Source organism: Salinicoccus albus DSM 19776 (genome assembly GCF_000385175.1).
GTDB classification, from domain to species: Bacteria; Bacillota; Bacilli; order Staphylococcales; family Salinicoccaceae; genus Salinicoccus; species Salinicoccus albus.
On the sequence record NZ_ARQJ01000023.1, the window covers coordinates 1 to 26325 of the forward strand.

The 26325-nt window shown below is 40.5% G+C and carries 37 protein-coding genes and 1 pseudogene; 5 read left to right on the forward strand and 33 right to left on the reverse strand.

The window, feature by feature from the left end; all coding sequences use genetic code 11:
• Positions 1 to 236 (reverse strand): transposase (locus G343_RS15940; RefSeq protein ID WP_169336664.1); only part of this gene is annotated, 236 nt, incomplete at its 3' end.
• A gap of 121 nt (positions 237 to 357) precedes the next feature.
• Between G343_RS15940 and G343_RS0103995 the strand changes: the two genes are divergently transcribed.
• Positions 358 to 1026 carry a haloacid dehalogenase type II gene (locus G343_RS0103995; RefSeq protein WP_020006824.1) on the forward strand — a complete coding sequence of 223 codons (669 nt, stop codon included), beginning with the start codon at positions 358 to 360 and terminating at the stop codon, positions 1024 to 1026.
• 254 nt (positions 1027 to 1280) lie between these two features.
• On the opposite strand, the gene G343_RS0104000 is transcribed toward G343_RS0103995, so the two are convergent.
• Positions 1281 to 2141 (reverse strand): sulfite exporter TauE/SafE family protein, encoded by an 861-nt coding sequence (locus G343_RS0104000; protein ID WP_020006825.1) that lies wholly within the window; start codon positions 2139 to 2141, stop codon positions 1281 to 1283.
• Between the two features lie 630 nt (positions 2142 to 2771).
• Between G343_RS0104000 and G343_RS14750 the strand changes: the two are divergent.
• Positions 2772 to 4124, forward strand: a pseudogene (locus tag G343_RS14750) (transposase).
• A gap of 445 nt (positions 4125 to 4569) precedes the next feature.
• On the opposite strand, the gene G343_RS0104010 reads toward G343_RS14750, so the two are convergent.
• Entirely contained in the window at positions 4570 to 4779 is a 210-nt protein-coding gene (locus tag G343_RS0104010) for a glutaredoxin domain-containing protein (RefSeq protein WP_020006826.1), read from the reverse strand.
• A 117-nt stretch (positions 4780 to 4896) separates the two neighbouring features.
• Here G343_RS0104010 and G343_RS0104015 point away from each other — a divergent pair, with 117 nt between their 5' ends.
• Positions 4897 to 5580, forward strand: a complete 684-nt coding sequence (locus G343_RS0104015) for a Crp/Fnr family transcriptional regulator (protein ID WP_020006827.1) — start codon at positions 4897 to 4899, stop codon at positions 5578 to 5580.
• 241 nt (positions 5581 to 5821) lie between these two features.
• On the opposite strand, the gene G343_RS0104020 is transcribed toward G343_RS0104015, so the two are convergent.
• From G343_RS0104020 to G343_RS0104050, 7 genes are all read right to left on the reverse strand, one after another.
• Positions 5822 to 7246, reverse strand: a complete 1425-nt coding sequence (locus G343_RS0104020; protein ID WP_020006828.1) for a dihydrolipoyl dehydrogenase family protein — start codon at positions 7244 to 7246, stop codon at positions 5822 to 5824.
• Between the two features lie 15 nt (positions 7247 to 7261).
• Positions 7262 to 7846: a CDP-alcohol phosphatidyltransferase family protein gene (locus tag G343_RS0104025; protein WP_020006829.1), complete on the reverse strand. Its 585-nt coding sequence runs from the start codon at positions 7844 to 7846 to the stop codon at positions 7262 to 7264.
• 14 nt (positions 7847 to 7860) lie between these two features.
• A complete protein-coding gene (locus tag G343_RS14270; RefSeq protein WP_020006830.1) occupies positions 7861 to 8526 on the reverse strand; it encodes a TVP38/TMEM64 family protein in 666 nt (221 codons plus the stop codon).
• A 263-nt stretch (positions 8527 to 8789) separates the two neighbouring features.
• Positions 8790 to 9737: an ABC transporter ATP-binding protein gene (locus G343_RS14275; protein WP_020006831.1), complete on the reverse strand. Its 948-nt coding sequence runs from the start codon at positions 9735 to 9737 to the stop codon at positions 8790 to 8792.
• A 15-nt stretch (positions 9738 to 9752) separates the two neighbouring features.
• Positions 9753 to 10553, reverse strand: coding sequence for an ABC transporter permease (locus G343_RS0104040; RefSeq protein WP_020006832.1), 801 nt, complete (start codon positions 10551 to 10553; stop codon positions 9753 to 9755).
• Entirely contained in the window at positions 10550 to 11404 is an 855-nt protein-coding gene (locus G343_RS0104045) for an ABC transporter permease (RefSeq protein WP_020006833.1), read from the reverse strand. Before G343_RS0104045 ends, G343_RS0104040 begins: the two co-directional genes overlap by 4 nt.
• Positions 11385 to 12599, reverse strand: coding sequence for an ABC transporter substrate-binding protein (locus G343_RS0104050; RefSeq protein ID WP_020006834.1), 1215 nt, complete (start codon positions 12597 to 12599; stop codon positions 11385 to 11387). Before G343_RS0104050 ends, G343_RS0104045 begins: the two co-directional genes overlap by 20 nt.
• A 198-nt stretch (positions 12600 to 12797) precedes the next feature.
• Between G343_RS0104050 and G343_RS15725 the strand changes: the two genes are divergently transcribed.
• Positions 12798 to 13079 carry a site-specific integrase gene (locus G343_RS15725; protein ID WP_020006835.1) on the forward strand — a complete coding sequence of 94 codons (282 nt, stop codon included), beginning with the start codon at positions 12798 to 12800 and terminating at the stop codon, positions 13077 to 13079.
• Between the two features lie 27 nt (positions 13080 to 13106).
• The gene (locus G343_RS15730; RefSeq protein WP_083931356.1) at positions 13107 to 13385 is read left to right on the forward strand and encodes a tyrosine-type recombinase/integrase; all 279 of its coding nucleotides are present in this window, start codon (positions 13107 to 13109) and stop codon (positions 13383 to 13385) included.
• 147 nt (positions 13386 to 13532) lie between these two features.
• Here G343_RS15730 and rpsI read toward each other — a convergent pair whose 3' ends face one another.
• From rpsI to rplX, 23 genes are all read right to left on the reverse strand, one after another.
• Positions 13533 to 13925, reverse strand: a complete 393-nt coding sequence (gene rpsI, locus G343_RS0104065; protein ID WP_020006837.1) for a 30S ribosomal protein S9 — start codon at positions 13923 to 13925, stop codon at positions 13533 to 13535.
• A gap of 18 nt (positions 13926 to 13943) precedes the next feature.
• Positions 13944 to 14381, reverse strand: coding sequence for a 50S ribosomal protein L13 (rplM, locus tag G343_RS0104070; protein WP_020006838.1), 438 nt, complete (start codon positions 14379 to 14381; stop codon positions 13944 to 13946).
• Positions 14382 to 14545: 164 nt separating this feature from the next.
• Positions 14546 to 15334 (reverse strand): tRNA pseudouridine(38-40) synthase TruA, encoded by a 789-nt coding sequence (gene truA, locus G343_RS0104075; RefSeq protein WP_020006839.1) that lies wholly within the window; start codon positions 15332 to 15334, stop codon positions 14546 to 14548.
• Positions 15335 to 15346: 12 nt separating this feature from the next.
• Positions 15347 to 16144, reverse strand: a complete 798-nt coding sequence (locus tag G343_RS0104080; RefSeq protein ID WP_020006840.1) for an energy-coupling factor transporter transmembrane component T family protein — start codon at positions 16142 to 16144, stop codon at positions 15347 to 15349.
• Positions 16134 to 16997, reverse strand: coding sequence for an energy-coupling factor transporter ATPase (locus G343_RS0104085; RefSeq protein WP_020006841.1), 864 nt, complete (start codon positions 16995 to 16997; stop codon positions 16134 to 16136). The genes G343_RS0104080 and G343_RS0104085 overlap by 11 nt, the downstream gene beginning before the upstream one ends.
• The gene (locus G343_RS0104090; protein ID WP_020006842.1) at positions 16994 to 17782 is read right to left on the reverse strand and encodes an energy-coupling factor transporter ATPase; all 789 of its coding nucleotides are present in this window, start codon (positions 17780 to 17782) and stop codon (positions 16994 to 16996) included. The genes G343_RS0104085 and G343_RS0104090 overlap by 4 nt, the downstream gene beginning before the upstream one ends.
• Positions 17783 to 17927: 145 nt before the next feature.
• Positions 17928 to 18326, reverse strand: a complete 399-nt coding sequence (gene rplQ / locus G343_RS0104095) for a 50S ribosomal protein L17 (protein ID WP_020006843.1) — start codon at positions 18324 to 18326, stop codon at positions 17928 to 17930.
• 18 nt (positions 18327 to 18344) lie between these two features.
• Positions 18345 to 19289, reverse strand: a complete 945-nt coding sequence (locus G343_RS0104100) for a DNA-directed RNA polymerase subunit alpha (RefSeq protein ID WP_020006844.1) — start codon at positions 19287 to 19289, stop codon at positions 18345 to 18347.
• Between the two features lie 86 nt (positions 19290 to 19375).
• Positions 19376 to 19765: a 30S ribosomal protein S11 gene (gene rpsK / locus G343_RS0104105; protein ID WP_020006845.1), complete on the reverse strand. Its 390-nt coding sequence runs from the start codon at positions 19763 to 19765 to the stop codon at positions 19376 to 19378.
• Positions 19766 to 19789: 24 nt separating this feature from the next.
• Positions 19790 to 20155, reverse strand: a complete 366-nt coding sequence (gene rpsM / locus G343_RS0104110) for a 30S ribosomal protein S13 (RefSeq protein WP_020006846.1) — start codon at positions 20153 to 20155, stop codon at positions 19790 to 19792.
• 24 nt (positions 20156 to 20179) lie between these two features.
• Complete coding sequence (rpmJ, locus tag G343_RS0104115; protein ID WP_020006847.1) at positions 20180 to 20293, reverse strand: 50S ribosomal protein L36; 114 nt, start codon at positions 20291 to 20293, stop codon at positions 20180 to 20182.
• 30 nt (positions 20294 to 20323) lie between these two features.
• Positions 20324 to 20542, reverse strand: coding sequence for a translation initiation factor IF-1 (gene infA / locus G343_RS0104120; RefSeq protein WP_017547668.1), 219 nt, complete (start codon positions 20540 to 20542; stop codon positions 20324 to 20326).
• A gap of 149 nt (positions 20543 to 20691) precedes the next feature.
• Entirely contained in the window at positions 20692 to 21339 is a 648-nt protein-coding gene (locus tag G343_RS0104125) for an adenylate kinase (RefSeq protein WP_020006848.1), read from the reverse strand.
• Between the two features lie 12 nt (positions 21340 to 21351).
• Entirely contained in the window at positions 21352 to 22650 is a 1299-nt protein-coding gene (secY, locus tag G343_RS0104130) for a preprotein translocase subunit SecY (protein ID WP_020006849.1), read from the reverse strand.
• Between the two features lie 2 nt (positions 22651 to 22652).
• The gene (gene rplO, locus G343_RS0104135; RefSeq protein WP_020006850.1) at positions 22653 to 23093 is read right to left on the reverse strand and encodes a 50S ribosomal protein L15; all 441 of its coding nucleotides are present in this window, start codon (positions 23091 to 23093) and stop codon (positions 22653 to 22655) included.
• Between the two features lie 27 nt (positions 23094 to 23120).
• On the reverse strand, positions 23121 to 23300 hold the full coding sequence (gene rpmD / locus G343_RS0104140; RefSeq protein ID WP_020006851.1) for a 50S ribosomal protein L30: 180 nt from the start codon (positions 23298 to 23300) through the stop codon (positions 23121 to 23123).
• Between the two features lie 15 nt (positions 23301 to 23315).
• Positions 23316 to 23816: a 30S ribosomal protein S5 gene (gene rpsE / locus G343_RS0104145; RefSeq protein WP_020006852.1), complete on the reverse strand. Its 501-nt coding sequence runs from the start codon at positions 23814 to 23816 to the stop codon at positions 23316 to 23318.
• Between the two features lie 21 nt (positions 23817 to 23837).
• A complete protein-coding gene (gene rplR / locus G343_RS0104150) occupies positions 23838 to 24200 on the reverse strand; it encodes a 50S ribosomal protein L18 (RefSeq protein WP_020006853.1) in 363 nt (120 codons plus the stop codon).
• Positions 24201 to 24230: 30 nt separating this feature from the next.
• Entirely contained in the window at positions 24231 to 24767 is a 537-nt protein-coding gene (gene rplF / locus G343_RS0104155; protein ID WP_020006854.1) for a 50S ribosomal protein L6, read from the reverse strand.
• A 25-nt stretch (positions 24768 to 24792) separates the two neighbouring features.
• Positions 24793 to 25191: a 30S ribosomal protein S8 gene (gene rpsH / locus G343_RS0104160; RefSeq protein ID WP_020006855.1), complete on the reverse strand. Its 399-nt coding sequence runs from the start codon at positions 25189 to 25191 to the stop codon at positions 24793 to 24795.
• 29 nt (positions 25192 to 25220) lie between these two features.
• Positions 25221 to 25406, reverse strand: a complete 186-nt coding sequence (locus tag G343_RS0104165; protein ID WP_020006856.1) for a type Z 30S ribosomal protein S14 — start codon at positions 25404 to 25406, stop codon at positions 25221 to 25223.
• A gap of 19 nt (positions 25407 to 25425) precedes the next feature.
• Positions 25426 to 25965 (reverse strand): 50S ribosomal protein L5, encoded by a 540-nt coding sequence (rplE, locus tag G343_RS0104170; RefSeq protein WP_020006857.1) that lies wholly within the window; start codon positions 25963 to 25965, stop codon positions 25426 to 25428.
• A gap of 26 nt (positions 25966 to 25991) precedes the next feature.
• Entirely contained in the window at positions 25992 to 26324 is a 333-nt protein-coding gene (gene rplX, locus G343_RS0104175) for a 50S ribosomal protein L24 (RefSeq protein WP_020006858.1), read from the reverse strand.
• Position 26325: the final 1 nt, after the last annotated feature.

Here is a 26325-nt window from a genome sequence, read left to right on the forward strand (position 1 = left end):
TCGGTGCGTGTCTTTTGCATCACCGTTCCCACTAATGCAGAGGCTTGATAGCGGCATTGTCTACACTCATAAAGCCGGTGTTTTCTTGTACGGGTCAAGTAATATTCAGTGTGGCTGCATCTGTCACAGCAATAACCATCCGGCCACTTCAAATCGAAGAGATGATTTTCACAAGCGGCCTCAGTCGAAAAACGCGTTTGAAACGCAATGAGACTCATCCGTGGATACTTTGTCATAATGAACACCCTTTCCAGTGTATGACTGTGTATCTACATTATACCAAACGTACGTTCGCAAATACAGCTATTCTGAGCAAAAGGGATAATCATTTTACATTTTAAAGGAGTTGTTTTATAGATGGAGGAATATTCTATTAAGGCTTTTGTCTTTGATGTCTATGGTACATTATTCGATGTTCATTCGGTAGTTAACAAATGTGATGAATTTTTTGGTGGAAAAGGCACCGAAATCAGTAAAACATGGAGGGAAAAACAGTTAGAATACAGTTACTTGCGACAATTAATGGGGAATTACGATACCTTTTACTCGATTACAAGAGACGCTTTACGTTATGCCGTAAAAAAACATGATGAGCAACTTGATAAACTTTCAGAAGAAGAACTGCTAACTGCTTATATACATCTCTCTACTTATCCAGAAGTGAAGGATATCTTGGTACAATTACAAGACAAAAAAGTAGCAGTATTCTCTAACGGTTCACATGATATGCTTGATCCGTTAATTAAAAAGTCGGAGATTTGCGACCTATTTGATGAAATAATTAGCGTCGATGAAATAAGACAATTTAAACCAACCTTCCCCTCCTATGATCATGTTGCTAAAATATTGGAAGTAAAACCCAAAGAAGTATTATTCATGTCCTCTAATGGTTGGGATATATCAGGAGCAAAAAACTACGGATTCCAAACCGCATGGATAAATCGACAAAACCTTCCCATTGAGGAATTAAATTTGGAACCAAATATTGTTTATCAAGACTTAACAAGCATATTAGAATGGAAGTAATGATAAAAGGCTGATTTTAAGAGGAATGACTCTTTAAATCAGCTTTTTATATTTACCATAAAATGTCAAAAAACTATGAAAACTCACGTATGGTGGAAGTTATTCGTAATCACTTTATGTAATTCGGTAGTGATTCTAATCATTTAGATACTACTTTAACAATAAATAGTTTTTCTCTCCAATCATATAGATTTTAATATTTCCGCATAGCCCCCATTTTTCAGTAATAGTCTATACTTAATAATAGATACACGTTACACGAACAGACTCCATAATGTTAATAATCCGACCATTGGTAATAAGACCGCAATAAAGAGTTTCATTTTATCTGGATCCGTTTTATGTTGCAGCCAGGGTCCTATTTGTCCGCCTATAAGGACACCCGGTGCTGAAAACAGAATGATCTTTCCAATCAATATGAGATCTTCATACTCACCTGCGCTGAATTCAATAACAATTCGAAAAACAGAAACAAATATCACAGTAACGGCTACCAAAAAAATCGACGTTGCCACCGCTATTGGTGTTGGAATTCGGCATCTGACTAGCAACTGGTATTCTTGAAGCTCTGCCAGGCCGACTGAAATCATCCCGAAAAAGACCCCGCCGACAAAAGAAAAGAAACGAGCGAGCGGTTTATTACAAATCGTATACCTATGTACGGTGCCTTTTTGGTCAACGATTTCAGATTCAAAATCTTCATTTACAACCTTGAGCGGAATATCAGATTCGTCCTTTTTGTCCTGTTGGTAGGATAAAAAAAGTTGCCATCCCACTAAAATGATCCCAGCAGCGAAAATTCCCATTAACCAGTTATTGGGGATATAAGCCGAAATCAATACACCAAACAGCGAGGCAGGGATGGAAAACAACAAAAGCTGCCGACCGAATTTGTAATCAATCAACTTTCGTTTCATATAGCCGTATAACCCTGACGAAAAACCAAACACCTCAATGATCAATCCTGCTCCGATTGCTGTATAGGGATCAAGACGTAATCCAAGCATAAAAAGCGGGGAGAAAAATACAGCTCCGCCAACACCACTTGAAATGGCAATCGTCGCAATCACTATAGAGATAGGGAATAAATACCAGTATTCAAAAATCCCTTCCATTTTAAAACCTCCATTTTGAATCATTTGGCCCGACTGAAAAAAGCAATTCAAAATTTTAGACACTTCCTTGTCAATGTTAAAATACATTCAACATCACAAAGGTTTAACAAATTTTTTCTCTTAGAGGTTGTTCAAAAAGTCCGGTAAAATCTGCTCTTATCACTATTTTCCTTCGTAATACCTTGCATCTATACTTTGTCACCCATATCAAAACTGATACTAAATATCATGTACTGTATGACTGCTTTTATTATATCCGTCCATTACTTTCACCTCACGATTAAGTATAGACCCATAAAGATAAGGCCAAACCCTGATAACGTTTAAAAACGATAGGGTGGTGTTAAACCACGCATTTGTAGTTAAAATCCTAAGTTTAAAAGTAAGTTTAGTCAGAACAAGTTCCCTGCCCTTTGAGTTATACTAATGTAATTCAAATAGCCCTGTAATACCTTGGAAAACACCGCGTTCTTACTTCTAATTATGATTAAATACGCATTTGAATCAATTTCATAATTCTCAACCCTTGTCCTGCAAGGGATACAAAATATAAAAAAGGAAGCACCTCCCCAAATCCTGTATAATGGTAATTACCAAAAGAACCATAAAAAGACTGAAGGAGTGCTCCTTATGACCATTATACGACAAGAAAGCTTTTTTAGCATTCAAGAATTATATGACATGGCGCCCACCCAAAATTATGCCGCCATTATTGCCGGCATTGATTTGGATATGATTTATCATGCCGTGATGAAACAATCCCGTTATGGTGCACCGGAATCAGTCAATCATCCGGCCACGATTACGGCATATTTGATTCGCTTTGTCGAACGGATTCCGACCGTCAAAGATCTGGTGCACCGGTTGAGGGCGGATATTGCGTTCAAAATGAATTGTGGATTCCGTGTTGATGATCCAGTCCCCTCCCAGGCCACATTTTCTCGTTTGACGACAAAATTGAGTGATACGAATATTTTGGAACAGGCGCAGGCGTCAGTCATCCGTCAGGCGACTGACGAAGAGTTCATCTCAGATGATACGGTCGCCATTGATGCCACACACGTTGAGGCACGAGATCAGGCACCCACGCAAAAAGAAACAAAGGCTAATCAAACCTCTAAGAAACGTGGGCGTAAATCGAAAGATGAACGGGAAGAATGGTTGAAAGCAGAAGTTGAAAAAGCAGCCAACCTGCCGCTGTATGAAAAACCCATCGTTGCCCAACTCGATGCCACTTTGGCAGACTTACACGTCGAAATACCACAAGACCCGAAATGGGGGATCAAAAAAATTCAGAAGGTAAAAATGTGTTCTGGTATGGCTACAAGGCCCATCTCGCGGTGGGCGCATCCAGCCAATACATTTTACAGTCCCTATTTTCTGGGGGTCAGTTAAATGATGGGAAAGCCGCCATCCCGCTACTCAAGGGTTTGCATGAGCGATTATCACTACCAGATTGGCGTTATCAAACGATGGATGCCGGCTACGATTATGAACCGATTTACACCCAAGTCCATCAGATGGGGCAACAGTCCGTGATTGCCTACAATCGACGGAATGAACCGGAGCCAGTCGGCTTTGACCGACATTTTGCACCGACCTGTGTGCGTGAACATGCCTATCGGTATGACAGCTTTGACGCAAAGTATGAGACCTTAAAATACACACAATCGAAAGAATGTAAGGACTGTCCATTATTGAATGAAGGCGTCTGTCAAAAGGTCTGGAAGATTAAAACCACCAAAGATCTCAGACGATACACCGCGCCGGCCAGAGGCTCCAAGGCGTGGAAAACAATTTTCAAACGCCGCACATCCGTTGAACGTGTGAACGCATACCTGAAAGAGTACTTCCAGCTCAATAACGTCAGATACCGGGCCACGCGCCAAAGTCCATTTCGATACAGTCGCTCTGATTTATAACGCATCCAAACTCGCTGCAGACCGTATTAATGCCCGATTGAACGCCCAAAATGCTGCATGATTCCTGCTTTTAAAAATTCAATATCGAAATCCTGTTCGTCTTTGAATTTTTAAAAGGAGCAATTATGAAATTGATTCACATTAGTAAACATTTAAAATAGCTATCACATGAAAGGGTGCACCAAATCGATTATTGGTACACCCTTAATTATTAGGAAAGGTTTTTGCTTATCGGCGATGGAATGCCCCGTTTAGTCATAAACTCGGCAAAATATTTATCCATGCTCACCAAATCCTTTCGATTTAATTCAGTTGTTGAATTTTCCCTAAAACCTGGATGGCATGTTTCCTTTCAATCGTACAAGATCTAAGAAAGTATGCTAAATCCTTTGCCCCTGAGAAACATAATATAATTGTAAATAATTCTATGTACAACTATATGTTTTCCTCAATGGCTTAAATTAACTTTTGTAGGACCAATTCCATAACTCCATTATATAGTGTTTTTATAATTCCAATATTTCGGGAAACTTTACTGCTCTATTACCCTTTATAAGTACGGGAAGCGTCTGATCTTTTATATATGTTTGATACTTTTCAAATTCTCCTCTATCAAGTATATTTATCGTATCAAACGGTATATCACAATTGTTTAAATGTTCTATTGCCTTTTGACATTTATGACAGCTATCAATAATAAATAAAAGGTTTTTCATATTTATAATCCCCCCTAAGCATATAATAGTATGTTTTCAGCTATTTCTCTGTAAGACACGTTACATTATGTGCAAAAGCCATATCTTTTCTACTGCAAACAAAAGGAGATTGTTAAAATGGAACAAAAATTAATGCTTTTATCTCAAATTGATTTATTCGAAGAGCTTCCAATGGATGAATTAAAAATAATCGATCAGGCAAGTTTGATGAAACCAATAAAAAAAGGAACTAAAATTTCAGATCCGCTTTCCCCAATCCAATCTTTATTTTTATTAAAAAAAGGGCAAGTCCGTTTATATCGAATCAATAGTGAAGGAAAAGAATTTACAGTTGACATTTTATTTGATGGGAATATTTTTGGTGAAACTTCTGCGCTATCATTAACAGATGATCAAACTTATGCCGAAGCAATGACAGATTGCTACTTATGTATAATTGGTAAAAATGACTTCGAAGAATTTATCGAAAAAAAGCCAAAAATAGCCCTAAAATTTATTAATATCTTATCCGCCCGATTAAAAGAAACATATAGTATGAGCGAAAAACTTGCACTTGGCGATGTTCAATATCGTGTTTTACACCTGCTTCTCAAACTTAGTGAAAAAACAGGAAAACGTAAAAATGAATGGCAAACAATTGAAATGAAACTGACTCACTTAGATATTGCAAATATGGTGGGGTCCACTCGAGAAACAACAAGTGCTGTCATTAGTCAGCTTAAAAAGAAAGGAATTGTTAGAAAAGGTGTTCGGCACTTAGCCATACATGTAGATTCGGCCAACGAAATGATTAGTGACTAACAATAGATTGATCTAGTTAAAGGAAGTTTGTAACATACCCTTCATCAATGGCATCATGAGTAAGGGACTTACTAAAGTCCCTTCTCCGAGCAACCAGAAATAATGAAAATAAATAATCCTTTACGTGTGCTCTACCATAACGTTATTATCCAATTAAGTGTAATCGATTCAAAGTTTATTCCAAGGAGGGTCACGAACACTACCATCGGTATAATCATGAGAACTACCTGCATTTCCACTCTTATCTAAACCACCTGATATATTTCTTTATTAACTTAGGCATGACTCCTTCAAATAATTTGTTTCGCCAGTACTGATCTGCTGCTTGTTGTACAATCGCTCCTTTTGTTGGATAAGGATGAATAACATTAGATATTGTGCCAATTTTCCGCTTATATCGTTTCGCATAGACAAGCTCTTGCATCCAATTACCGGCATCCTTACCAGCTGCATGTGCCCCTATGATATAACCTTTTTTATTTGTTATTATTTTTAATAAACCGTTTGTTTCTCGGTCTGCCACAAATCGATCTACTTCATCCACGCCCACTTTATATACTGAAATGTCCTCACCGTATTTTTCACTTGCCTCGTTTTCTGTCATACCGAGATGGTATATTTCTGGATCGGTGTACGTTACCCAAGGAACCGCGTCATATTTAATTTTTCTCCAAAGACCGAAAACAGCATTACTAACGGCGACCTTCCCTTCCATTCCTGCTGCATGGGTAAATGGAAATGTCCCTATTGTATCTCCAATTGCATAAATTTGTTTTTGTGTTGTTTGTAATTGTTTGTTTACTACAATGTTTCCTTTTTCAGACTTCACACCGATTTCATTTAAGTTGAGACTTTCAATGTTTGGTCTCCTGCCTGTAGCAATTAAGACCGCATCAACCGTCACCGCTTCTGATTGGTCATCTTGTTCCACAGTAAGAATTTTTTCTTCTCCACTCTGTTCTACTTTTGTTACCTTCGTATTTAATTTCAATGTCAAGTCTTTCTCCAGTGCGTTTTGAAGGTAAGGAACAATTTCCTCATCTTCACGCCCCATTAACGCTGGTGCCCCTTCAATAATTGTTACTTCTGAACCGAGCCTTGCGAATGCTTGGGACAATTCAAGTCCAATTGGACCGCCGCCAACGACTACTAATCTTTTTGGTAGGCTTTTTAGATAGAAGATTGATTCATTTGTCAGATAATCAATTTGATCAATACCTTCAATTGGTGGTATAAATGGACTGGAACCAGTAGCAATTACAATTCGTTTCCCTTCAATTTTTTTATTATTAACACCAACTACGTGCTTTTCAAGGAAATGTCCTTTTCCAAAATACACGTCAATACCTAAAGCCTCAAACCTTTCTTTACTATCGTGTTCTTGAATATCTGCAATTGCAGCATGAACACGATCCATAACTTTATCAAGGTTAACCTTACCACTAAGATCAAAATCAAATGCAGCAGACGCTTCTTCCGCAGAATGTACTATCTTGGCTGCATCAATAAGCGCTTTTGATGGAACACATCCATAATGCAGACAATCTCCACCTAGTTCGTCATTCTTTTCAACAAGGGCTACTTTTGCTCCCATATTTGCCGCACCAGCAGCCACTGTTAGGCCACCTGCTCCTCCTCCAAGGACAATCAAATCATACTTATTCATTAATCCCACCGCCTTTTATTCTTTTAATATTTTTCTTGCCTCTCTCAAGCGTTGCAAAGCAGTAAATAATTCGACACCGATAAAAAACAGAGTTAGTGCAACCAAGTATTTGGGAAATGCAATCATTAAAGTAAATAACAGAAATCCTTCTGTCCTCTCCGCTAATCCCGGCTGGTAATAGAAAGTTTTAATGCCTTTTTTCTCTGAAACGGCGCCAACTGTTAAAAAAATCGTCATCGCATAAATGATTGAAGCACTCAGAATTAATAACACCCACATCGCATCAGGATATTGAAATGCGAGACCCAGAATCACACTTATTTCCACAAGTCTGTCATAGCTAACATCTAAAACGGTCCCATACGATGATGTTTTTGTATGGCGAGCCATCGATCCGTCAACAGCATCTAAGAATCCCGATAACCAAAGTACAATGATTGCTACCAATGGTTGTTGTAGATAGATAAACAAACCAGATAAAATTCCGATTAAAAATGCGAAAGTTGTGACTTGATTGGCACTCAGTCCTAAATTAATTAATCCTTTAGCAGTTTTTGTGATAATTGGTTCAACATAAGATCGTGCCTTTGAATCAAGCATGTCCTTCTCAACTCCTAATTTGTTTTGTTGATATAACGTTTTCTCACCCATAAACCAACCATGAACAATATTACTAACGCTAAGAATAAAATGATTAATCGACCCTTATATTCTTCTAATTGTAAAAAGTCATGACCGATAATCGTGTAAATAACCGTCGCCGGTAGCATGCCGATCCCTGTTCCCAACAAAAAATGAGAAATCTTCATACGAGTTAGCCCTGCTGCGTAACTAATAAGGTCAAACGATACGACTGGAATTAATCTGGTAACTAGAACAATTACAAATCCGTGTTTTCCATTAAAGTGTTCTAGTTTTTTTAACCAGTTCTTTTCTTTATATTTCTTGGAAAAGACCGCTTCTCCAAATACTGCAGCCAAATAATATGAGGCGACCGCGCCAGCCATGGCACCAATCCAGGAAATGAAGATACCCCAAAAGACACCGAAAACCATTCCATTCGCGCCTGTGATAAGAAAAGACGGCAGGGGTGCTGCAATTGCTTGTAATACCATTAAGAAGATACTGACAACAGGAGCAAATACACCCCAGGAACGAATCCACGTAAGTAAATTCTGCAAATCCCCTTCCTTTAACAAGATGAATCCCTTTTGAATAAAGGGAAAGAAAACGAGAAGAGGAATCATAAAAACAATTAGTATAATAATTATAGTAGCCACTCGTTTGTTCACCTTAAGCACCTTTTTCTATAGAATGACGTCTTTCATGGAAAGGAAAAAAATATAGCTTTCATTAACTGCAAAAATCTAACAAAGGCTTGGCAATAAGCCTGGTTTACTGTTCTTTTTTACGACTGAGTTACGGTTTAGGCAAGAGTCAACCCCGACAGATAACTTACCGGAATTTTTGATTAATCTCTTTTACTATAATTTAAATACTCTTTTTTAGCTGTAAGTTTCCTTACATTTTGCAGTCCACTATCCTACTTATTCATATTAGACATTATCAAAACCTTACTTCCTTCTTTGAATTCCTGCTTTGAGTGCAAAATTAATTTCACATTATGTTCTTTAAGTTTCACTTGATAAAAACACAAACCATATTTAAAGAAGAAACTGGAAATTGTACCTTGACTGACAACTTTATCAACAGTTTGCTCATCTTGCGAGGCTATTTGCAAATACTGACTCGGGATAAAAGTTCCGCCTAGCTGTAACCCATCGGAAAACATCCCTTCCACATTTTCGTTTTCTGGAAATTGATACACTTCATTTGGTTTTCCTTGTTGCTGGATGTTTCCGTCTTTCAACAATATCACCCGATCTCCAATCATCATTGCTTCCTCTTTATCATGTGTAACAAGTAAAGTGGTGACTCCCTCTTGTTTTAATAGAGCACAGACCCAATCTCGTAAAGTATCCCTCAAGTACTGATCTAAACTGCTGAATGGCTCATCCAACAATAGCAATGCAGGTTTCATCACCAATGCGCGAGCAAGCGCAACTCGCTGTTGCTGTCCACCTGACAACGCATGAGGAAAAGTATCTTTATAACTGCTCATTTCCGTTTTATCCAGCATTTCCAACCCTTGCTGCACACGACTTTTCTTTGAGAGTTTCTGCTGTTTCAAACCGAACATAACATTTTCAAGAACTGTCATATGCGGGAATAAAAAAGGTTCCTGGAACATAAGAACAATCGGGCGATGTTCTGTTTCTACATTGTTTACTCGTTCGTTCTTTAACAAAATATCGCCTGCTGAAATTGGTTCTAATCCAGCTAAACAGCGCAGCAATGTTGTTTTTCCGCAACCTGATGGTCCTAATATAGCTGCAATTTCTCCCTTGTTTACTGAAAAGGATATGGAAGCTAATATCGTTTGATTTTGATATGTTTTTTCAAGGCTTCTAACATCTATTAAATGATTCATCTTTTCCCCTCCTTACTAGCGTTTAACAATATGAACATATATCTTCATAAAAACTTCCAGAACCATTAAAAATAAGATAGGCAAAATGGCAAAAACAATGGAAAAAGCAGCAATAACCATCTGATCAGCACTATTAAAGAATGGATAATAGATCATTGGCAGTGTAGTAACTACTCCTCCACCGATAATTGCCGTGAGCGCATATTGACTAAGTGATATAACATAAGATAATAAAGCTACACTGCGTATATTTGGGGCCAGCATTGGAAAGGTTACTGTCCAAAACACACGTAATCGTTTAACTCCAATCGTACGAGCTTGCTCCTCCCACTTTATTCCGAGTTGATCAAATCCGGCTTTAAACATCCGAATAGAGTAAGGCAATGTCGGAAGCATATGAATTAGAATTACACCAATCAATTTGTCAGATAATCCAAGACGAATCATAGTAAGGTGGAGGCCCATGGCAATAGCCAAACTAGGTACCAATATAGGTAACAAGAATATTGTTTCCAACACTGTTTTACCTCGAAAATGATAATGGCTTATCCCTTTTGCTACAGGCAAAGCAAATATAATATTAAGCATGACAACCGAGACAGCTATAATCACAGTAGTATAGATTGCCTCTACTATTTCTGGATTACTTTTTAATAGTTCCCAACCACGTAAGGTGAAAAATTGAGGAAATAAATGTGGAAAAGTCCAACCTGCTGAAATACTTTTTGTGACTAACACAACCACTGGAAAAGTAATAAAAAGAAGCAGGAATAATAAAATAATCGTATATAAACCGTATTTAAATAAACGTTTCATTTTATTTTCTCCTTCGCCCATTGCTTCTTCCATCTTTTAGAGATGGTAATAATGATTAAACTACTAATTACCATAACAACAGTTAACACAATCATTAATGCTTGGGCTAGAGGACGATTTTCCCAGCTTCCTTCATAAAACCACTCATATACAAGCACCGAGAACATTTTCGGATAGGTAACGCCTAACAATGCAGGAACTTCATAAGCTGCAATCACAAAAGCAAAGATAATTAATCCCGTTTCCAAAAGGACTGGACCAACCCAGGGAAGTTCGACGGTTTTCCACACTTGCCAGGTATTCCCACCCAGCGTTCGAACTACATCTTCAAAACGCTGATCAATTTGCTGATAAATAGGTAAAAGCATTAAGACAACAAACGGAACCTCTTTCCAGATATAAGTCAAAATAACGCCAATATAGCCTTGATCGTTTACTAAAGGAAACGGCAATCCGAATCCATTAACACCATGCAAAACAGTAGACAACAATCCAGATTGGGAGAACAAGATAAATACTAAATAAGCAGCAACAAAATGGGGAATAATTATTGGAACCCATACAATATACTTCCATTTAACGCTTGTGAAAAATCGATATAGTAACCGTGTTATACCTAATCCAATCAATATAGACAGCAGTGTAGATGTTACGGTTACATAAAGACTTATTCTGACAGTTTTATACACTTCTTCACTGCTTAATAAAGCAGTATAATGCACAAACATTGAACCGTTACTGCCTAGGCTTTCAACGCCAGCACGGAAAATTCCATATCCAATAAATAGGCTTATGAATAAAAGGGCTGGCAAAATGTAAAAATAAGGCCTTTTAGTTTTTAACGACTTCATTCTCCCAATTCTCCTTAATCCAGTCCGCATATTCAGTATCTAAATCAGATAAAACAGCATCGCTTGGGACAATGGATCTCCCCCATATTTTCTTAAATCGCCGAAGCTGCTCGTTCGTTAGTTTTTCCTGATTTAATACGGACCCTTCTCCCCACATGTGTGGTTCCATTTTTTTCATTTGTGCTTCCGGTGAGAGCATAAAGTTAATGGCTGTCATTGCAGCAGCGGGATTTGAACTATTAAATGGAATACTTAAATAATGCGTGTTCCCTATTGAGCCGGAATCAAACACTAATGTCTTCGTACTTGGCGGAAATACTCCATCTTTTATTAAACTTTTAATTCGCTTTTCATTAAATCCCATTGTGAAATCCACTTGTCCATTTGCATACATTTTATCTAATTGAGCTAACGAATCCGGATGGGTTTCACCATTACGCCACAAATAAGGTTTCATTTCGTTCAATTTGTTCCATACTTTTTGACCATTTCCATTTATCCATGACTCATTAAATTCTCCGGAAATCATGCCAGGATCTTTTGCTACGCTATACATAAGCTGACGGATAAACGCATTACCCGTAAAATCTTTCACGTTTGGATACGTAAAACGATTCGGATTTGCCTTCACCCATTCTATTAATTCCTTGAAGGATTGCGGAGGATTTTTCACTCGTGCTTCATCATAGATAAAAGTAAATTGAACCTTTCCCCATGGAGCTTCCTCTCCTTCAATTGCAGTACCCGTATCAAATTTCACAAACGGTTCCTCAATTCCAATATAATTTTTCAAATTCGGTAACTTGGTTGCAAAATCACCTAGAAGCAGTTCATTTTGTTTGGCTTTTCTAAAACTTTCGCCATTTATCCAAATAATATCCATCGTTCCTTTAGTTTTACCTGCTTGTTTTTCTGTTTGTAATTTGGCAATAAAATCTGCTGTATCCATTGGATGACGCTCAAGATTAATTGCGTATCGATCTTTTAGTTCCGGAATAACATAATCATCAAAGTATTTATTTATCCCTTCATCTCCACCCCACATAAACAAATGAACTGTCTGTCCTTCTCCAGATTTTTCAATTTGGGACCATTCTTTAGAAAGCACATCTGTTGAATTTTGATCTTTCTCATTTACACAACCTGCCAAGAAAATTAATACAATTATCGTCTCGAAATAAACCAACCTCTTCAAAGTACCATCTCTCCTTTCATTTCTTCCTTTTATTTATATCTTAAATGAAATCAATAGAAAAAACTGTAAGAAAGATTACATTTAAACACCAGCATTCTTATTGAATTCCACAATATGATTTACTGTTAATTCATAAAGGTCGCAGACTATTTTTAATTGATGTAAGCTCTGGTTAACAATAATGAAGTGGGGCTTGAATTGGTTCGTGTAATCGTAAACTTTGAATTTTTCAGTAAAGTCATGAAAGTAGCTAAGAAAAAAAGCTCACGCAAGCCGTTTTCACTCGATGAAATTGATAAATTATGGAACAATGTCCATCGTTTGGATGATATCGATACTGTTCTCATCATGATCTATACTGGATTACGTCCTGGTGAGCTTGTAGAGGTAAAAAATAAAAACATCTATCTTGAAGAAAGATATTTCCGTGGTGGTTTTAAAACAGAAGCTGGAACAAATCGACTGGTTCCTATTCATTAAAAAATATATTCGCTTATTGATGCTCGAATGGATTCAAAAAACGAATACTTAATCGTGAATCAGGAGGGAAATAAAATGAGTTACTACACGTATTACCACGAAAGATGGAAAATAGTTATGGAACAGTTGGAAATGAATCATAAACCCCATGATTGTCGTCATACCTTTGCAACCCTCATGGATAATGTTGATGCCAATAAGCTGTCCATTAAGCGAATAATGGGACATACATCTAAAGATATCACAGACAAAGTCTATACACATAAAGACATAGAACAGCTTCTCATAGCGATTGACAAACTATGAGAAGAACTTATTTCTCTTTAAAGTTTTGTATACTACTCGTATATTACTTGTATATTATGTGTGAATTTTCACTTGTTTTTAAAGCAAGGCATATATAGTGAAATCCCCCAACCATAGGTGGTTGGGGGATTTGAAAAACTTGATTTCTTAACGCTTTGAGAACTGTGGAGAACGACGGGCCTTTTTGAGACCTGGCTTCTTACGTTCTGTCATACGTGGGTCACGTGTCAGGAGACCTGCTCTCTTAAGCACGCCACGGTTATCCGGGTCTGCTTCCAGAAGTGCTCTTGCAATGCCGTGACGGATTGCCTGAGCCTGTCCTGTGAAGCCGCCACCGTCTACGTTTACCAATACATCATAGTTGCCTTCTGTTTCTGTCACTGAGAATGGCTGGCTGAGATCTAAAATCAAGCTTTCAAATGGAAGATAGTCCCTCATGTCACGTCCATTCACTGTGACATTGCCTTCTCCTGGTACTAATCGTACTCTCGCTACTGATGTCTTACGACGACCTGTTCCGTAATATTCTACTTTAGCCAATGAATTAACCTCCTATCCTTAACCGCGAACTTCGTAGTTTTCTGGTTTTTGTGCTTCATGCGGATGCTCGCTGCCAGCGTATACATGAAGTTTCTTGCTCTGCGCGCGTCCCAGCGGGTTCTTTGGAAGCATGCCTTTGATAGAGTTCTCCATCAGGCGTACAGGGTTCTTTCTTTTAAGATCTCCTGCAGAGATGGATTTAAGTCCGCCTGGATAACCGGTATGTCTATAGTACATTTTGTCTTTTTCTTTGTTACCTGTCATTTCAATCTTGTCAGCGTTGATGATGATGACATGGTCACCCGTATCAACATGCGGTGTGTATGTCGCTTTGTTCTTACCGCGCAGAATTGAAGCTACTTCTGCAGAAAGACGGCCAAGCCTCTGCGCTTCAGCGTCGACAACAAACCATTTACGCTCGATATTTTCAGCATTTGCCATAAATGTTTGACGCATTTTCATGTCCTCCTAGTTTATAGATCATTCACTCGTTATTTGTCTTCAAAATAAAAAAGCTTTATCATCGTTTCTTATATCTAATCAACAATAAGTTTCCGGGGCTTATCGTGGGTGATATAAAATTATACCGTTAATTATGATAACCCTATAAAGTCATTTTGTCAATGTTTTTCATCTTTATTTTCAATTTCTTCTAACCGGTCTGAAAGCGCCGCTCTGGTTAAAAATACACACTCAAGATAAAGACCCTCTGCAGGCGCTGTCTTAGGGACCAGCTTGCGGTCTTTTGCCTGGATAATGGCTTCGGTATTTTCTCCATTCCATCTGCCTTGTCCGACTTCGAGTACATATGCGACCAGTATTCTCACCATGTTGTACAGGAACCCCGAACCGATGATGAGGAAATCGTAGCCGTCTGTTGTTTTGATGAGATCAAACTGGTAGATATGCCTGACTTTATCCTCAATGGCGGATTTGGCACTGGAAAAACTGGTGAAATCGTGCGTACCGGTAAATTTCCGCATAACTTCCTTCATTCTATACTCATCCAGCGGGTAAGGATAATGAAGTTTAAGACCGTCCATAAACGGATTCCTGTCCTCGCCCTGATAGATTTTATAGCGATAGGCTTTGCCGTGTGAATGATATCTGACATGATAGTCTTCTTCAATTTGTGTGACTGATTTGACCAAAATATCATCGGGGAGACCAGAGTTCATGGCGTACTTCCATTTCTCGCCAGCCAATTCAATATGCGAATCGAAGTGGAAGTACTGTTCAAGTGCATGCACCCCGGCATCCGTACGCCCTGCCGGGTGAATACGGATAAAAACCTTATGCATTCTTTTCAATGCTTTTTCGATTTCATCCTGCACGGTCCGTTCTTTTTTCTGAGACTGGAAGCCATGAAATTGGCGGCCATTATAGCTCACCTTTACTAAATAACGCATATAATTATCTCCTTACTGCCTGATCATGAAGAGGAAAACGCCGAATATGATGACGGTAATAATCGCCAGTGTATCCTTGTACTGCCAGTCCAATACACGGTAACTTGTTCGGCCCGCTTCCCCCTGATAGCCTCTGACTTCCATGGCCACCGCGAGTTCTTCTGCCCGTTTGAACGCCGATATGAACAGCGGAATGAATACCGGTGTCAGGGCATTCATCCTGGATTTCAAACTCCCAGTCATGAAAGTAGAACCTCTGGCACTCTGGGCTTTGATGATTTTCTCTGTCTCATCCATCAGTGTCGGAATGAACCGCAGGCTGATCGACATCATCATGGCAATTTCATGCACCGGCAACCTGAGAGTCTTCAGCGGTCTGCACAATCTTTCAATCGCATCAGTGAGTGACACTGAGCTCGTCGTCAAAGTCAGTACTGTAGTAATCAATATCAGCATCGCGAGGCGGATGGTGATGTAGACTCCCTGAACAACCCCTGCGGATTCAATGGTAAACAGGGTGGCATCGATGAGTACTATCCCGCCTTTTGTAAAGAAGAGGTGCATCATAAACGTGAATACAAGCAGTATGAGTATCAATTTCAATCCATTGAAAAGGAATATGAGGGACAGTCCTGCCATTTTTGTTATCGAAACAACGAAAAGTATCAGAAGCAGATAGCCCGTCCAGTGATTAGCAAAGAAAACAATAATCATAAATAATACGACACAAACGATCTTTGCTCTCGGGTCCAGGTGATGGATGACGCTGGAGCCGGGAATGTACCGGCCAAGAAGCATCTTACTCAGCATGGGCATCCCTCCATTCCCGGTAAAGCTTGATGAACTCTGTTCTGTCTCTTGGAGTTTTGGCCAGCTGGATGCCTTTGCGTTCGAGATCGAATGTCAGTCTGACGATATCTGGAACTTCGAGGTTATACTGCTCAAGCAGTACTTTATTGGTGAGCAGCGCTTCTGTCTTACCCTGTCTGATCATATTGCCCTTATTCAGCAGTTTGACTTCTTCTGTGTACTCATACACATCATTCATATCATGGGTCACTAAAATGACTGTCATACCCATGTCCTGCTGAATCTTTTGGAACAGTTGCATCGTTTCAATATGACTGAGTGGATCAAGGCCGGCAGTCGGTTCATCCAGGATCAGCATTTTCGGTTCCATTGCCAATATACCTGCGATTGCCACCTTCCGCATCTGGCCGCCGGAGAGGTCAAACGGTGCTTTTTCAAACAACGACTCTTGAATATTGAGCAGTTTGAGATAATATGCCGATTTTTCACGTGCTTCCTCATCACTCATCCCCATATTTTTAGGGCCGAACATAACATCTTTGATGACTGTTTCTTCAAACAGCTGATGTTCAGGGAATTGGAACACCATACCGACTCTCTGTTTTGCCCGATGAATGGTGCGCTGCTTTGTCTTCCGTTTTAAAGTAATATCCCCGATCCGGACCCGTCCGTAGCTCGGCAGCAGCAGCCCGTTCAGATTCTGGATCAATGTGGATTTACCGCTGCCGGTATGTCCGATGATGCCATAGTAGGTGTTTTCCTTAAATTCAGCGGATATATTATTCAATGCTAAATGTTCAAAGGGAGTATTCTCATGATATATAGATACCAGGTTTTCCAATTGTATATTCATAAGCGGGCCACCAATTCATCATATGACATATAGCTGCCGTCTGACAGCGCTTTTGACATTGCCATCGTAAAAGGGAGAACCAGGCGGCTGGATTCAAGTGCATCGATATCCTTGTAGATATCTTCAACATCCCCCTGGCTGATTACCTGCCCATCTTTCATAACCACCGCATAGTCACTGATATCAATCTCCGCCAGATCATGTGTAATATAGATGATTGTCGTTTCTTTCATCCCATGAATCCGTTTCAGACTCTCCAGCACTTCTCGTTTACCTTTGGGATCAAGCATCGAAGTCGCTTCATCAAGGATGAGTACATCAGGGTTCATCACCAGAGCGCCGGCAATTGCCACCCGCTGCTTTTGACCGCCTGAGAGTCTCGACGGTTCATGGGTCCTGAAGTCAAGCATGTTAACAGTGTCCAGAGCAGCCTCCACACGCTCGACCATCTCCTCTCTTTCCACACCATTGTTTTCCAGTCCGAACGCGACATCATCTTCCACTGTAGAACCGACAAACTGATTATCGGGATTTTGGAAAACAATAGCAAAATTTTTGCGCAGAGAAAGCAGATTTTCTTCCGTCAGTGTTTCGCCGCCGACAACAATCTCGCCTTCATAACTGGTGAGCACTCCCATTAATATCTTCACAAGTGTACTTTTACCAGAACCGTTATGACCGATGACCGAAGTCCATTGCCCTTGCTTTAAGCTGAGGGAGATATGATCCAAGGCATTTTCATCCGCTGCCCGGTATTTGAATGTCAAATTTTTAAACTCAATCATATCTCCACATCCTTTTATGTAATAAAAAAGCGCGTACCCTGCATTTGGATTCGCGCGATTATTCTTTATAGCTTGCAGGGTACGATGAGCTAGACAGAACGGCAGAAACACCGAACTATCATAACACTCAGTCTGCTTTTATAGATTATGCTTTTTCAGCAGTTGCGACAGTTTCTTGTACGAACTCGATGATTACAGTCTCCGCACCGTCTCCACGGCGTTCACCAAGCTTCTTGATGCTTGTGTATCCGCCCTGACGGTCTTCAAACCGTGGCGCTATATCGTCAAAAAGCTTCTGTAGCGCGCTTTGGATAGTGCCATCTTCATAAGTGATTTCTACGTTTCGGACTGTTTGACCTGCACGCCTTCTGGATGCTAAATCACCGCGTTTACCCAATGTGACGAGCTTATCTGCAATTTTGCGCAGTTCTTTCGCCCTCTTTTCGGTAGTAGTAATACGTTCATTTACTATAAGTGAAGTCGCCAAGTCACGCAGCATCGCTTTTCTTTGGTCGGATGTCCGTCCCAGTTTTCTGTAGCCCATTGAAATTAACCTCCTTTATCAATCTTCTTTGCGAAGTCCCAAACCTAAATCTTCAAGTTTGAATTTAACTTCTTCAAGAGACTTACGTCCCAGATTTCTTACTTTCATCATATCTGCTTCTGTTTTATCAGTGAGTTCCTGCACAGAGTTAATACCTGCACGTTTGAGACAGTTGTAGGAGCGGACTGACAAGTCCAGTTCTTCGATGGACATCTCGAGCACTTTCTCTTTCTGGTCTTCTTCCTTCTCGATCATGACTTCAGCACTTTGAGCCTCATCAGTCAGACCGACGAAAATACTCAGATGTTCAGTCATAATCTTTGCAGCAAGCGACAAGCCTTCCTGTGGAGAAATAGAACCATCCGTCCATACATCCATAGTAAGTTTATCAAAGTTTGTCAATTGTCCCACACGTGTATTTTCCACAGTGTAGTTTACGCGCTCAATCGGTGTATAAATAGAATCCACAGGTATCACACCGATGGACAAATCACTTTTGTTGTTGCCCTCAGCCAGTGTATAACCTCTGCCCCGGTTAGCAATCATGCGCATCTTAAACTGCCCGCCTTTGGAAACCGTAGCAATCTTAAGTTCAGGGTTCAGAATCTCAACATCAGAATCATGAGTGATATCAGCAGCCGTTACTATCCCCTCACCATTAAATTCTATCTCGAGTGTCTTTTCTTCATCAGAATAGATTTTAAGTGCAAGGTTTTTAATATTGGTGATGATTGTTGTTACATCTTCAACAACATTTTCAATCGTTGAAAATTCATGCAGTACATTTTCTATTTCTATCGTTTTGACTGCCGCACCAGGTAATGAAGATAACAGAATGCGACGTAAGGAGTTCCCAAGTGTTGTTCCATACCCTCTTTCCAGAGGTTCAACAACAAACTTGCCAAACTTAGAATCTTCCGATACTTCAACTGTTTCAATTCTAGGTTTTTCGATTTCTATCATTTGTTTACTTATCCTCCCTTTAAACGCCGGAAATATTAAGCGGTCATGTGCTTACATTACATTAACAGTCTCTCTGCGACCAGCAATTATACACGACGACGTTTAGGTGGACGGCAGCCATTGTGTGGTACAGGAGTCACATCTTTGATTGCTGTAATTTCCAAACCTGCAGATTGCAGCGCACGGATCGCTGCTTCCCGACCTGCACCTGGGCCTTTAACTGTTACTTCCACAGTTTTGAGACCATGTTCCATCGCAGCTTTCGAAGCTGTCTCAGAAGCCATTTGTGCAGCGAAAGGTGTAGATTTTTTAGATCCTTTGAAACCAAGCGCACCTGCTGATGACCAAGACAATGCGTTACCAAATTCGTCTGTAATTGTTACAATTGTGTTGTTGAATGTTGACCGGATGTGAGCCACACCGGAATCAATATTCTTTTTCACTTTACGTTTACGTGTTTGTTGTCTGCGTGCCATATTGTTTCTCCTCCTTTTCCCTAATTATTGTTTCTTATTCGCAACTGTTTTTACCGGACCTTTACGTGTACGTGCATTGTTTTTAGTATGCTGTCCACGTGTAGGCAAACTGCGGCGATGACGTATACCTCTGTATGAAGCAATTTCCATCAGACGTTTTACGTTCAAGTTCTCTTCACGGCGAAGGTCACCTTCGACCTTGTAGCTGTCTACGACTTCACGGATTTTATTCATTTCGTCCTCAGTCAGATCCCGGACACGCGTACTAATGTCAACGCCTGCTTTGTCCAGCATTTCCGCAGCTCTTGACTTACCAATACCGTAAATATAAGTGAGCGAGATCACGACACGCTTTTCCCGTGGTACGTCTACTCCTGCAATACGAGCCATATTGTTACACCTCCGTTTTTAATTTTAGCCCTGCTTCTGTTTATGCTTAGGGTTACTGCAAATTACCATGACTTTTCCATTTCTGCGTACAACTTTACATTTTTCACAGATTGGTTTGACTGATGGTCTTACTTTCATGTGTATTACCTCCTTAGAATATGGAGTCCATTATTTGAAACGATAAGTGATCCTGCCCCGCGTCAAGTCATACGGTGACATTTCAACTGTTACTTTATCGCCAGGAAGAATACGTATATAATTCATACGGATTTTACCTGAAACATGAGCAAGTATCTCATGTCCGTTTTCAAGTTCAACCTTGAACATCGCATTTGGAAGTGTGTCCAGCACAGTGCCTTCCAATTCTATAACATCCTGTTTACTCAATTCAAATTCCCCCTTTTCAGTCTTCTAATCGCTTATTAGAAATTCACTTCAGGTGAAGATAGGACATACACTTAACGTCAACTACTGAACCCGGATATATCTCGCAGTGGGCGAGTAACATTCACCTAAAGCGTCTGAAGAGGTGAATATTATATATTTTGTAAAATCTCATCAACATCCTCGAACACTTCATCAATATCGCGTTCGCCATCAATATTGACCAGCGCATCCTGCTTCTCATAGAACTCGAGCAGTGGTGCAGTCTGCCTGACGTTTACTTCAAGACGGTTCGCAACCGTTTCAGGATTATCGTCTTCCCGCTGATAAAGTTTGCCCCCGTCCAGGTCACAGATACCTTCCTGCTTCGGCGGGTTGAACACCAAGTGGTAAGCCGTGCCGCAAACTTCACAGATTCGGCGGCCTGTCAGACGATTCATCAACTCTTCTTCAGCCACTTCCACATTGATCGTTCTGTCAATCTGTGAATCCAATTCGTCCATGATTTTATTCAGAGCTTCAGCCTGTTCCACAGTCCGCGGAAATCCGTCCAGCAGGAAGCCTTCCTTAGCATCACTCTGGCTAAGGCGTTCTTTGACGATACCAACGGTGACTTCATCTGGGACCAGTTCCCCCGCATCCATATAGGATTTGGCTTTTTTACCAAGTTCTGTGCCATTCTTGATAGCCATACGGAACATATCCCCAGTTGAAATGTGAGGTATCGAGTATTTCTTTATTATTTTGGAAGCCTGCGTACCTTTTCCGGCACCAGGAAGGCCCATTAAGATAATGTTCATACGCTTTTCCTCCTACCTGCGTTTTCTGAAACCGCGGTATTCTCTTTGGTTTGCTTGTGCTTCCAATTGCTTCATCGTTTCAAGTGCCACACCAATAACAATCAGTAAGCTCGTACCTCCAATTTGAATCGCCTGCGGCAAATCCATGAACTTCGTGATAAGAAGCGGCAGGATGGAAATTCCGGCCAGGAACAGTGAACCGACGAACACTAATCTGTACAGCACGGTTGTGATGTAGTCCTGTGTCGTTTTACCGGGTCTGATTCCAGGGACATAACTCCCCTGCTTCTTCAGGTTATCTGCCATCTTTTCAGGATTTACTTGCACGAAAGAGTAGAAGTACGTAAATGCTATAATTAATGCAACATAGAAAATCATGCCGACCCATTGAGAAGGATCTGCAAATCTTGCCACAGTCTGTGCCCAGTTCTGGTCAGGGAAAAATAAGGTTAACGTCTGCGGCAGCATAAAGAATGCCATCGAAAATATTACCGGTATCACGCCTGCCGGGTTGACTTTCAGAGGCAGGAAAGTGGATTGCGGCGCCAATTGTGATGAAGTTCTTTGCCGTTTTGCATACTGTATGGGGATCTTACGTACTGCCTGCAGGATGAATACCGCGAATGCAGTAATCAGTACAAGGAAAATAAAAAGACCCGCCATCTGCAAGAGAGCTAAGGTAGTATCATCAGCACCGACGAACCGCTGCTGGTAAAGCTGAACGATTGCACTCGGGATGACAGACAGAATACCTGCAAAGATTATGATTGAGATACCATTACCAACACCATGTGTAGTGATTTGCTCACCAAGCCACATCAGGAATGCAGTGCCTGTAGTCAGAACAAGCGCGATTAAAAGATATGAACCAACGTTGTTATTATTGATGAGGCCTCCGCCAAACATCTGGTTGAATGCATAGGACATCCCGATCGATTGTATAAAAGCCAGCACGATAGTGAAGTAACGTGTGAATTGGGTCAGTTTTTTACGTCCAACTTCACCCTGTCTTGCCCATTCAGCAAACTTCGGCACAACATCCATCTGAAGAAGCTGTACAACAATCGATGCTGTAATATAGGGCATAATCCCCATAGCAAGGATGGAAAAATTCGTCAATGCCCCGCCGCCAAAGGTGTTCATCAGATCTAGCACACCCTGCTGACCGGCCTGCATATCAAATACACTGGGATCAACACCAGGGACGGGAATGTACGTGCCAATTTTGAATATAACCAGCATAATCAAAGTGAAAATAATCTTATTTCTTATTTCTTTGATTTTAAAAAAATTGGTGATCGTGCCAATCATGATTAGAGCACCTCGCACGTTCCGCCCTGTTCCTCAATTGCTTTTGCAGCTGAAGCAGAAAACTTATGAGCTTTTATTGTTAATTTTTTTTCCAGCGCACCATTACCAAGTACTTTAATACCAGATTTTTCATTTTTAACAACGCCATTTTCTTTCAGCATTTTCGGTGTAATTTCAGCACCGTCTTCGAAACGGTTCAAATCGCCCAGGTTAACAATAGCATACTCTTTCCGATTGATATTCGTAAATCCGCGTTTCGGGATGCTGCGGAAAAGTGGCAGCTGACCGCCTTCAAATGTCAGGCCGACACCGCCGCCAGAACGTGAATTCTGACCGTTATGTCCGCGGCCGGCCGTTTTGCCGTTACCGGAAGACATGCCGCGTCCAACACGTTTACGATCTTTACGAGCGCCTTCTACAGGCTTCATCTCATGCAATTTCATCTTTGCACCTCCTATTGTATAATATCATTAATTTTCTTCGACTGTAACCAAGTGGTTGATTTTTTCAACCTGCCCCTTGATCTGAGGCGTATTTTCATGCTCCACAGTCTGGTGCATCTTCTTCAAACCGAGGGAAGCGATTGTTTTCCTCTGAGTCTCCGCCTTGCCAATTAAGCTTTTTGTGAGGGTGATTTTAATTTTAGCCATGTCTTTTATCCCTCCTTAGTTTTGTAACTCTTCTACTGTTTTTCCACGAAGCTCTGCAACGTCTTCTGCACTTTTAAGTTCTGTCAGTCCTTTTAGTGTTGCACGAACTACGTTGATCGGTGTGTTTGCCCCAAGTGATTTACTCAGAATGTCAGTCACACCCGCAAGTTCAAGTACTGCGCGCACCGGGCCGCCTGCAATTACACCTGTACCGGGCGCAGCTGGTTTCATCAATACATTGCCTGAACTGAAGCGGCCGATAATTTCATGCGGAATTGTGCCATTTACAAGCGGTAATGTGATTGGCTCTTTCTTCGCAGCTTCCACAGCTTTTTTAATCGCTTCAGGTACCTCTTGCGCTTTACCTGTACCGAAGCCTACACGGCCATTTCTGTCTCCGACTACTACAAGTGCGGAAAAACGGAAATTACGGCCGCCTTTTACAACTTTTGCGATACGGTTGATTGTAACAACACGCTCTTCGAATTCCTGTGATTTCTCTTCTTTACGAGCCATTAATAAATGTCCCTCCTTCGATTAGAATTGCAGACCATTTTCACGTGCAGTTTCTGCCAGCGCTTTAACACGTCCGTGATACAGATAACCTCCACGATCAAACACTACATTTTCAATATTTTTATCTTTTGCACGTTTAGCAACCAGTTCGCCCACTTTTACTGCTGCATCTATATTAGAACCCCTTTCCATGGGGAATCCTGATTCATTTGAAGAAGCGGCCGCCAATGTTGTCTGTTTGTTATCATCAATCATCTGTGCATAAATATGCTGGTTGGAACGGTAGACGTTCAAACGTGGTCTTTCGGCTGTGCCCGAAATTTTACTGCGCACACGCTTATGTCTTTTTTGACGCATTTTATTTTTGTCAATTTTAGCGATCATCGTTGTCACACCTCACTTTAATTTGTTCAATTATTTACCGGTTTTACCGACTTTGCTTCGTACCAGCTCATCTTTATAGCGGATGCCCTTGCCTTTATACGGCTCAGGTGGACGGACATTACGGATTTTTGAGGCCAGTCCTCCGACATCTTCCTTACTTGCACCTTCAATTTTAACATTTGTATTTCCTTCTACTGAAATTGTAAGGTCCTCAGAAGTTTCAAATTCAACTGGGTGAGAAAGCCCAACGTTTAATTGCAATTTATTCCCCTGCATCTGTGCACGATAACCTACACCTACAAGTTCAAGCTCTTTGCTGAAACCTTCAGAAACACCAACTACCATGTTGTTGATGATTGCACGCGTTGTACCATGTTGTGTCCGGTGCCTTTGGGAGTCACTTGGTCTTATTACCTCAAGTGAAGAATCCTCCATGTTAAAAGTCATTTCTCTGTTGAATGTATGTGATAATTCACCTTTGGGACCTTTTACTGTAACAGCAGATCCGTCGATAGTGACTGTGACATCACTTGGGATATTAATAACACGTTTACCTACACGGCTCATTTGGTTTGCACCTCCTATAAATTCATTACCATACGTATGCGAGAACTTCTCCGCCAATATTTCTTTTACGGGCTTGTTTGTCTGTCAATACACCCTCGGATGTAGAGATAAGTGCAATTCCAAGGCCATTAAGTACTCTGGGGAGTTCATCTCTTTGCGCATAGACTCTGAGGCCAGGCTTGGAAATACGTTTCAGACCAGTGATAACTTTCTCTTTCTTGCTGCTGTATTTCAGGAATACACGGATAACACCTTGTTTGTCATCATCGATATATTCAACATTTTTAACATAACCTTCTGCTTTCAGGATACCGGCGATTTCTTTTTTAATGTTAGAAGCAGGGATTTCTAGAGAGTCATGTCTTACCATGTTCGCATTTCTAATGCGAGTAAGCATGTCTGCGATTGGATCTGAGATTGTCATTTGTTGTGCCTCCTTTCAAATTATAGCGATTACCAGCTTGCTTTTTTAACACCAGGGATCTGGCCTTTGTGAGCAAGTTCACGGAAACATATACGGCATAGTTTAAATTTGCGAATGACAGAATGCGGTCTGCCGCATCTTTCGCAGCGTGTATATTCTCTGACTTTGAATTTTTGATCTTTTTTCTGTTTAGCAATCATTGCTTTTTTAGCCACAATTTCGCCTCCTTATAACTTACTTTTGAAATGGCATTCCGAACTGGGTGAGCAGTTCGCGAGCTTCCTCATCTGTTTCAGCCGATGTTACGATGACGATATCCATACCTCTGACTTTGGACACTTTATCATAGTCTATTTCAGGGAAAATCAACTGCTCTTTGATCCCGAGTGTGTAGTTGCCGCGTCCATCGAATGCCTTTTTGGAGATACCTCTGAAGTCTCTTACCCGGGGGAGGGATACTGAAATCAATTTGTCCAGAAAATCATACATTCTTCCGCCGCGAAGTGTAACTTTCGCTCCAATAGGCATGCCTTCACGAAGTCTGAATGTGGCAACTGATCTTTTAGCTTTAGTGACTACAGGCTTCTGTCCTGTGATCGCTTCGAGTTCCTCTACAGCAGTATCCAGTACTTTTGCGTTTTGAACTGCATCACCCACACCCATGTTTACAACAATCTTCTCCACTTTAGGTGCCTGCATCACGGAAGTATAATTAAATTTATTTACAAGTTCGTTCTTGATTTGGTCATTGTAACGTTCTTTTAAACGTGCCATTAAATGAACCTCCTTCCTTCAAACAATTATTTCTTTTCATATTCTACAGCAGGAATTTCTTTTCCTGATTTAACAGCAATTCTCACTTTGGTTCCATCGTCTTTAACTTCATGACGGATACGAGTGCGTTCACCTGATTCAGGATCAACGTGCATAACATTCGATACGTGGATCGCCGCCTCTGTTTCGAGGATGCCGCCTTCAGGGTTCGATTGAGATGGTTTAAGATGTTTTTTAATCATGTTTACATCTTCAACAATCACGCGGTCTTTAGCAGGAATTGCTTTTAGAATAGTGCCTTCTTTACCTTTATCTTTACCGCTGATAACAACGACTTTATCTCCAGTTCTTACGTGCATG

What these genes read in the sequence shown, in the direction of transcription:
- G343_RS0103995 (WP_020006824.1), top strand. Translation starts at nt 358, where the DNA reads ATGGAGGAATATTCTATTAAGGCTTTTGTCTTTGATGTCTATGGTACA.
- G343_RS0104000 (WP_020006825.1), bottom strand. Translation starts at nt 2,141, where the DNA reads ATGGAAGGGATTTTTGAATACTGGTATTTATTCCCTATCTCTATAGTG.
- G343_RS0104010 (WP_020006826.1), bottom strand. Translation starts at nt 4,779, where the DNA reads ATGAAAAACCTTTTATTTATTATTGATAGCTGTCATAAATGTCAAAAG.
- G343_RS0104015 (WP_020006827.1), top strand. Translation starts at nt 4,897, where the DNA reads ATGGAACAAAAATTAATGCTTTTATCTCAAATTGATTTATTCGAAGAG.
- G343_RS0104020 (WP_020006828.1), bottom strand. Translation starts at nt 7,246, where the DNA reads ATGAATAAGTATGATTTGATTGTCCTTGGAGGAGGAGCAGGTGGCCTA.
- G343_RS0104025 (WP_020006829.1), bottom strand. Translation starts at nt 7,846, where the DNA reads ATGCTTGATTCAAAGGCACGATCTTATGTTGAACCAATTATCACAAAA.
- G343_RS14275 (WP_020006831.1), bottom strand. Translation starts at nt 9,737, where the DNA reads ATGAATCATTTAATAGATGTTAGAAGCCTTGAAAAAACATATCAAAAT.
- G343_RS0104040 (WP_020006832.1), bottom strand. Translation starts at nt 10,553, where the DNA reads ATGAAACGTTTATTTAAATACGGTTTATATACGATTATTTTATTATTC.
- G343_RS0104045 (WP_020006833.1), bottom strand. Translation starts at nt 11,404, where the DNA reads ATGAAGTCGTTAAAAACTAAAAGGCCTTATTTTTACATTTTGCCAGCC.
- G343_RS15730 (WP_083931356.1), top strand. Translation starts at nt 13,107, where the DNA reads ATGGATTCAAAAAACGAATACTTAATCGTGAATCAGGAGGGAAATAAA.
- rplM (WP_020006838.1), bottom strand. Translation starts at nt 14,381, where the DNA reads ATGCGTCAAACATTTATGGCAAATGCTGAAAATATCGAGCGTAAATGG.
- truA (WP_020006839.1), bottom strand. Translation starts at nt 15,334, where the DNA reads ATGCGTTATTTAGTAAAGGTGAGCTATAATGGCCGCCAATTTCATGGC.
- G343_RS0104080 (WP_020006840.1), bottom strand. Translation starts at nt 16,144, where the DNA reads ATGCTGAGTAAGATGCTTCTTGGCCGGTACATTCCCGGCTCCAGCGTC.
- G343_RS0104085 (WP_020006841.1), bottom strand. Translation starts at nt 16,997, where the DNA reads ATGAATATACAATTGGAAAACCTGGTATCTATATATCATGAGAATACT.
- G343_RS0104090 (WP_020006842.1), bottom strand. Translation starts at nt 17,782, where the DNA reads ATGATTGAGTTTAAAAATTTGACATTCAAATACCGGGCAGCGGATGAA.
- rplQ (WP_020006843.1), bottom strand. Translation starts at nt 18,326, where the DNA reads ATGGGCTACAGAAAACTGGGACGGACATCCGACCAAAGAAAAGCGATG.
- G343_RS0104100 (WP_020006844.1), bottom strand. Translation starts at nt 19,289, where the DNA reads ATGATAGAAATCGAAAAACCTAGAATTGAAACAGTTGAAGTATCGGAA.
- rpsK (WP_020006845.1), bottom strand. Translation starts at nt 19,765, where the DNA reads ATGGCACGCAGACAACAAACACGTAAACGTAAAGTGAAAAAGAATATT.
- rpsM (WP_020006846.1), bottom strand. Translation starts at nt 20,155, where the DNA reads ATGGCTCGTATTGCAGGAGTAGACGTACCACGGGAAAAGCGTGTCGTG.
- rpmJ (WP_020006847.1), bottom strand. Translation starts at nt 20,293, where the DNA reads ATGAAAGTAAGACCATCAGTCAAACCAATCTGTGAAAAATGTAAAGTT.
- G343_RS0104125 (WP_020006848.1), bottom strand. Translation starts at nt 21,339, where the DNA reads ATGAACATTATCTTAATGGGCCTTCCTGGTGCCGGAAAAGGTACGCAG.
- secY (WP_020006849.1), bottom strand. Translation starts at nt 22,650, where the DNA reads ATGATTGGCACGATCACCAATTTTTTTAAAATCAAAGAAATAAGAAAT.
- rplO (WP_020006850.1), bottom strand. Translation starts at nt 23,093, where the DNA reads ATGAAATTGCATGAGATGAAGCCTGTAGAAGGCGCTCGTAAAGATCGT.
- rpmD (WP_020006851.1), bottom strand. Translation starts at nt 23,300, where the DNA reads ATGGCTAAAATTAAAATCACCCTCACAAAAAGCTTAATTGGCAAGGCG.
- rpsE (WP_020006852.1), bottom strand. Translation starts at nt 23,816, where the DNA reads ATGGCTCGTAAAGAAGAGAAATCACAGGAATTCGAAGAGCGTGTTGTT.
- rplR (WP_020006853.1), bottom strand. Translation starts at nt 24,200, where the DNA reads ATGATCGCTAAAATTGACAAAAATAAAATGCGTCAAAAAAGACATAAG.
- rplF (WP_020006854.1), bottom strand. Translation starts at nt 24,767, where the DNA reads ATGAGCCGTGTAGGTAAACGTGTTATTAATATCCCAAGTGATGTCACA.
- rpsH (WP_020006855.1), bottom strand. Translation starts at nt 25,191, where the DNA reads ATGACAATCTCAGATCCAATCGCAGACATGCTTACTCGCATTAGAAAT.
- rplE (WP_020006857.1), bottom strand. Translation starts at nt 25,965, where the DNA reads ATGGCACGTTTAAAAGAACGTTACAATGACCAAATCAAGAACGAACTT.
- rplX (WP_020006858.1), bottom strand. Translation starts at nt 26,324, where the DNA reads ATGCACGTAAGAACTGGAGATAAAGTCGTTGTTATCAGCGGTAAAGAT.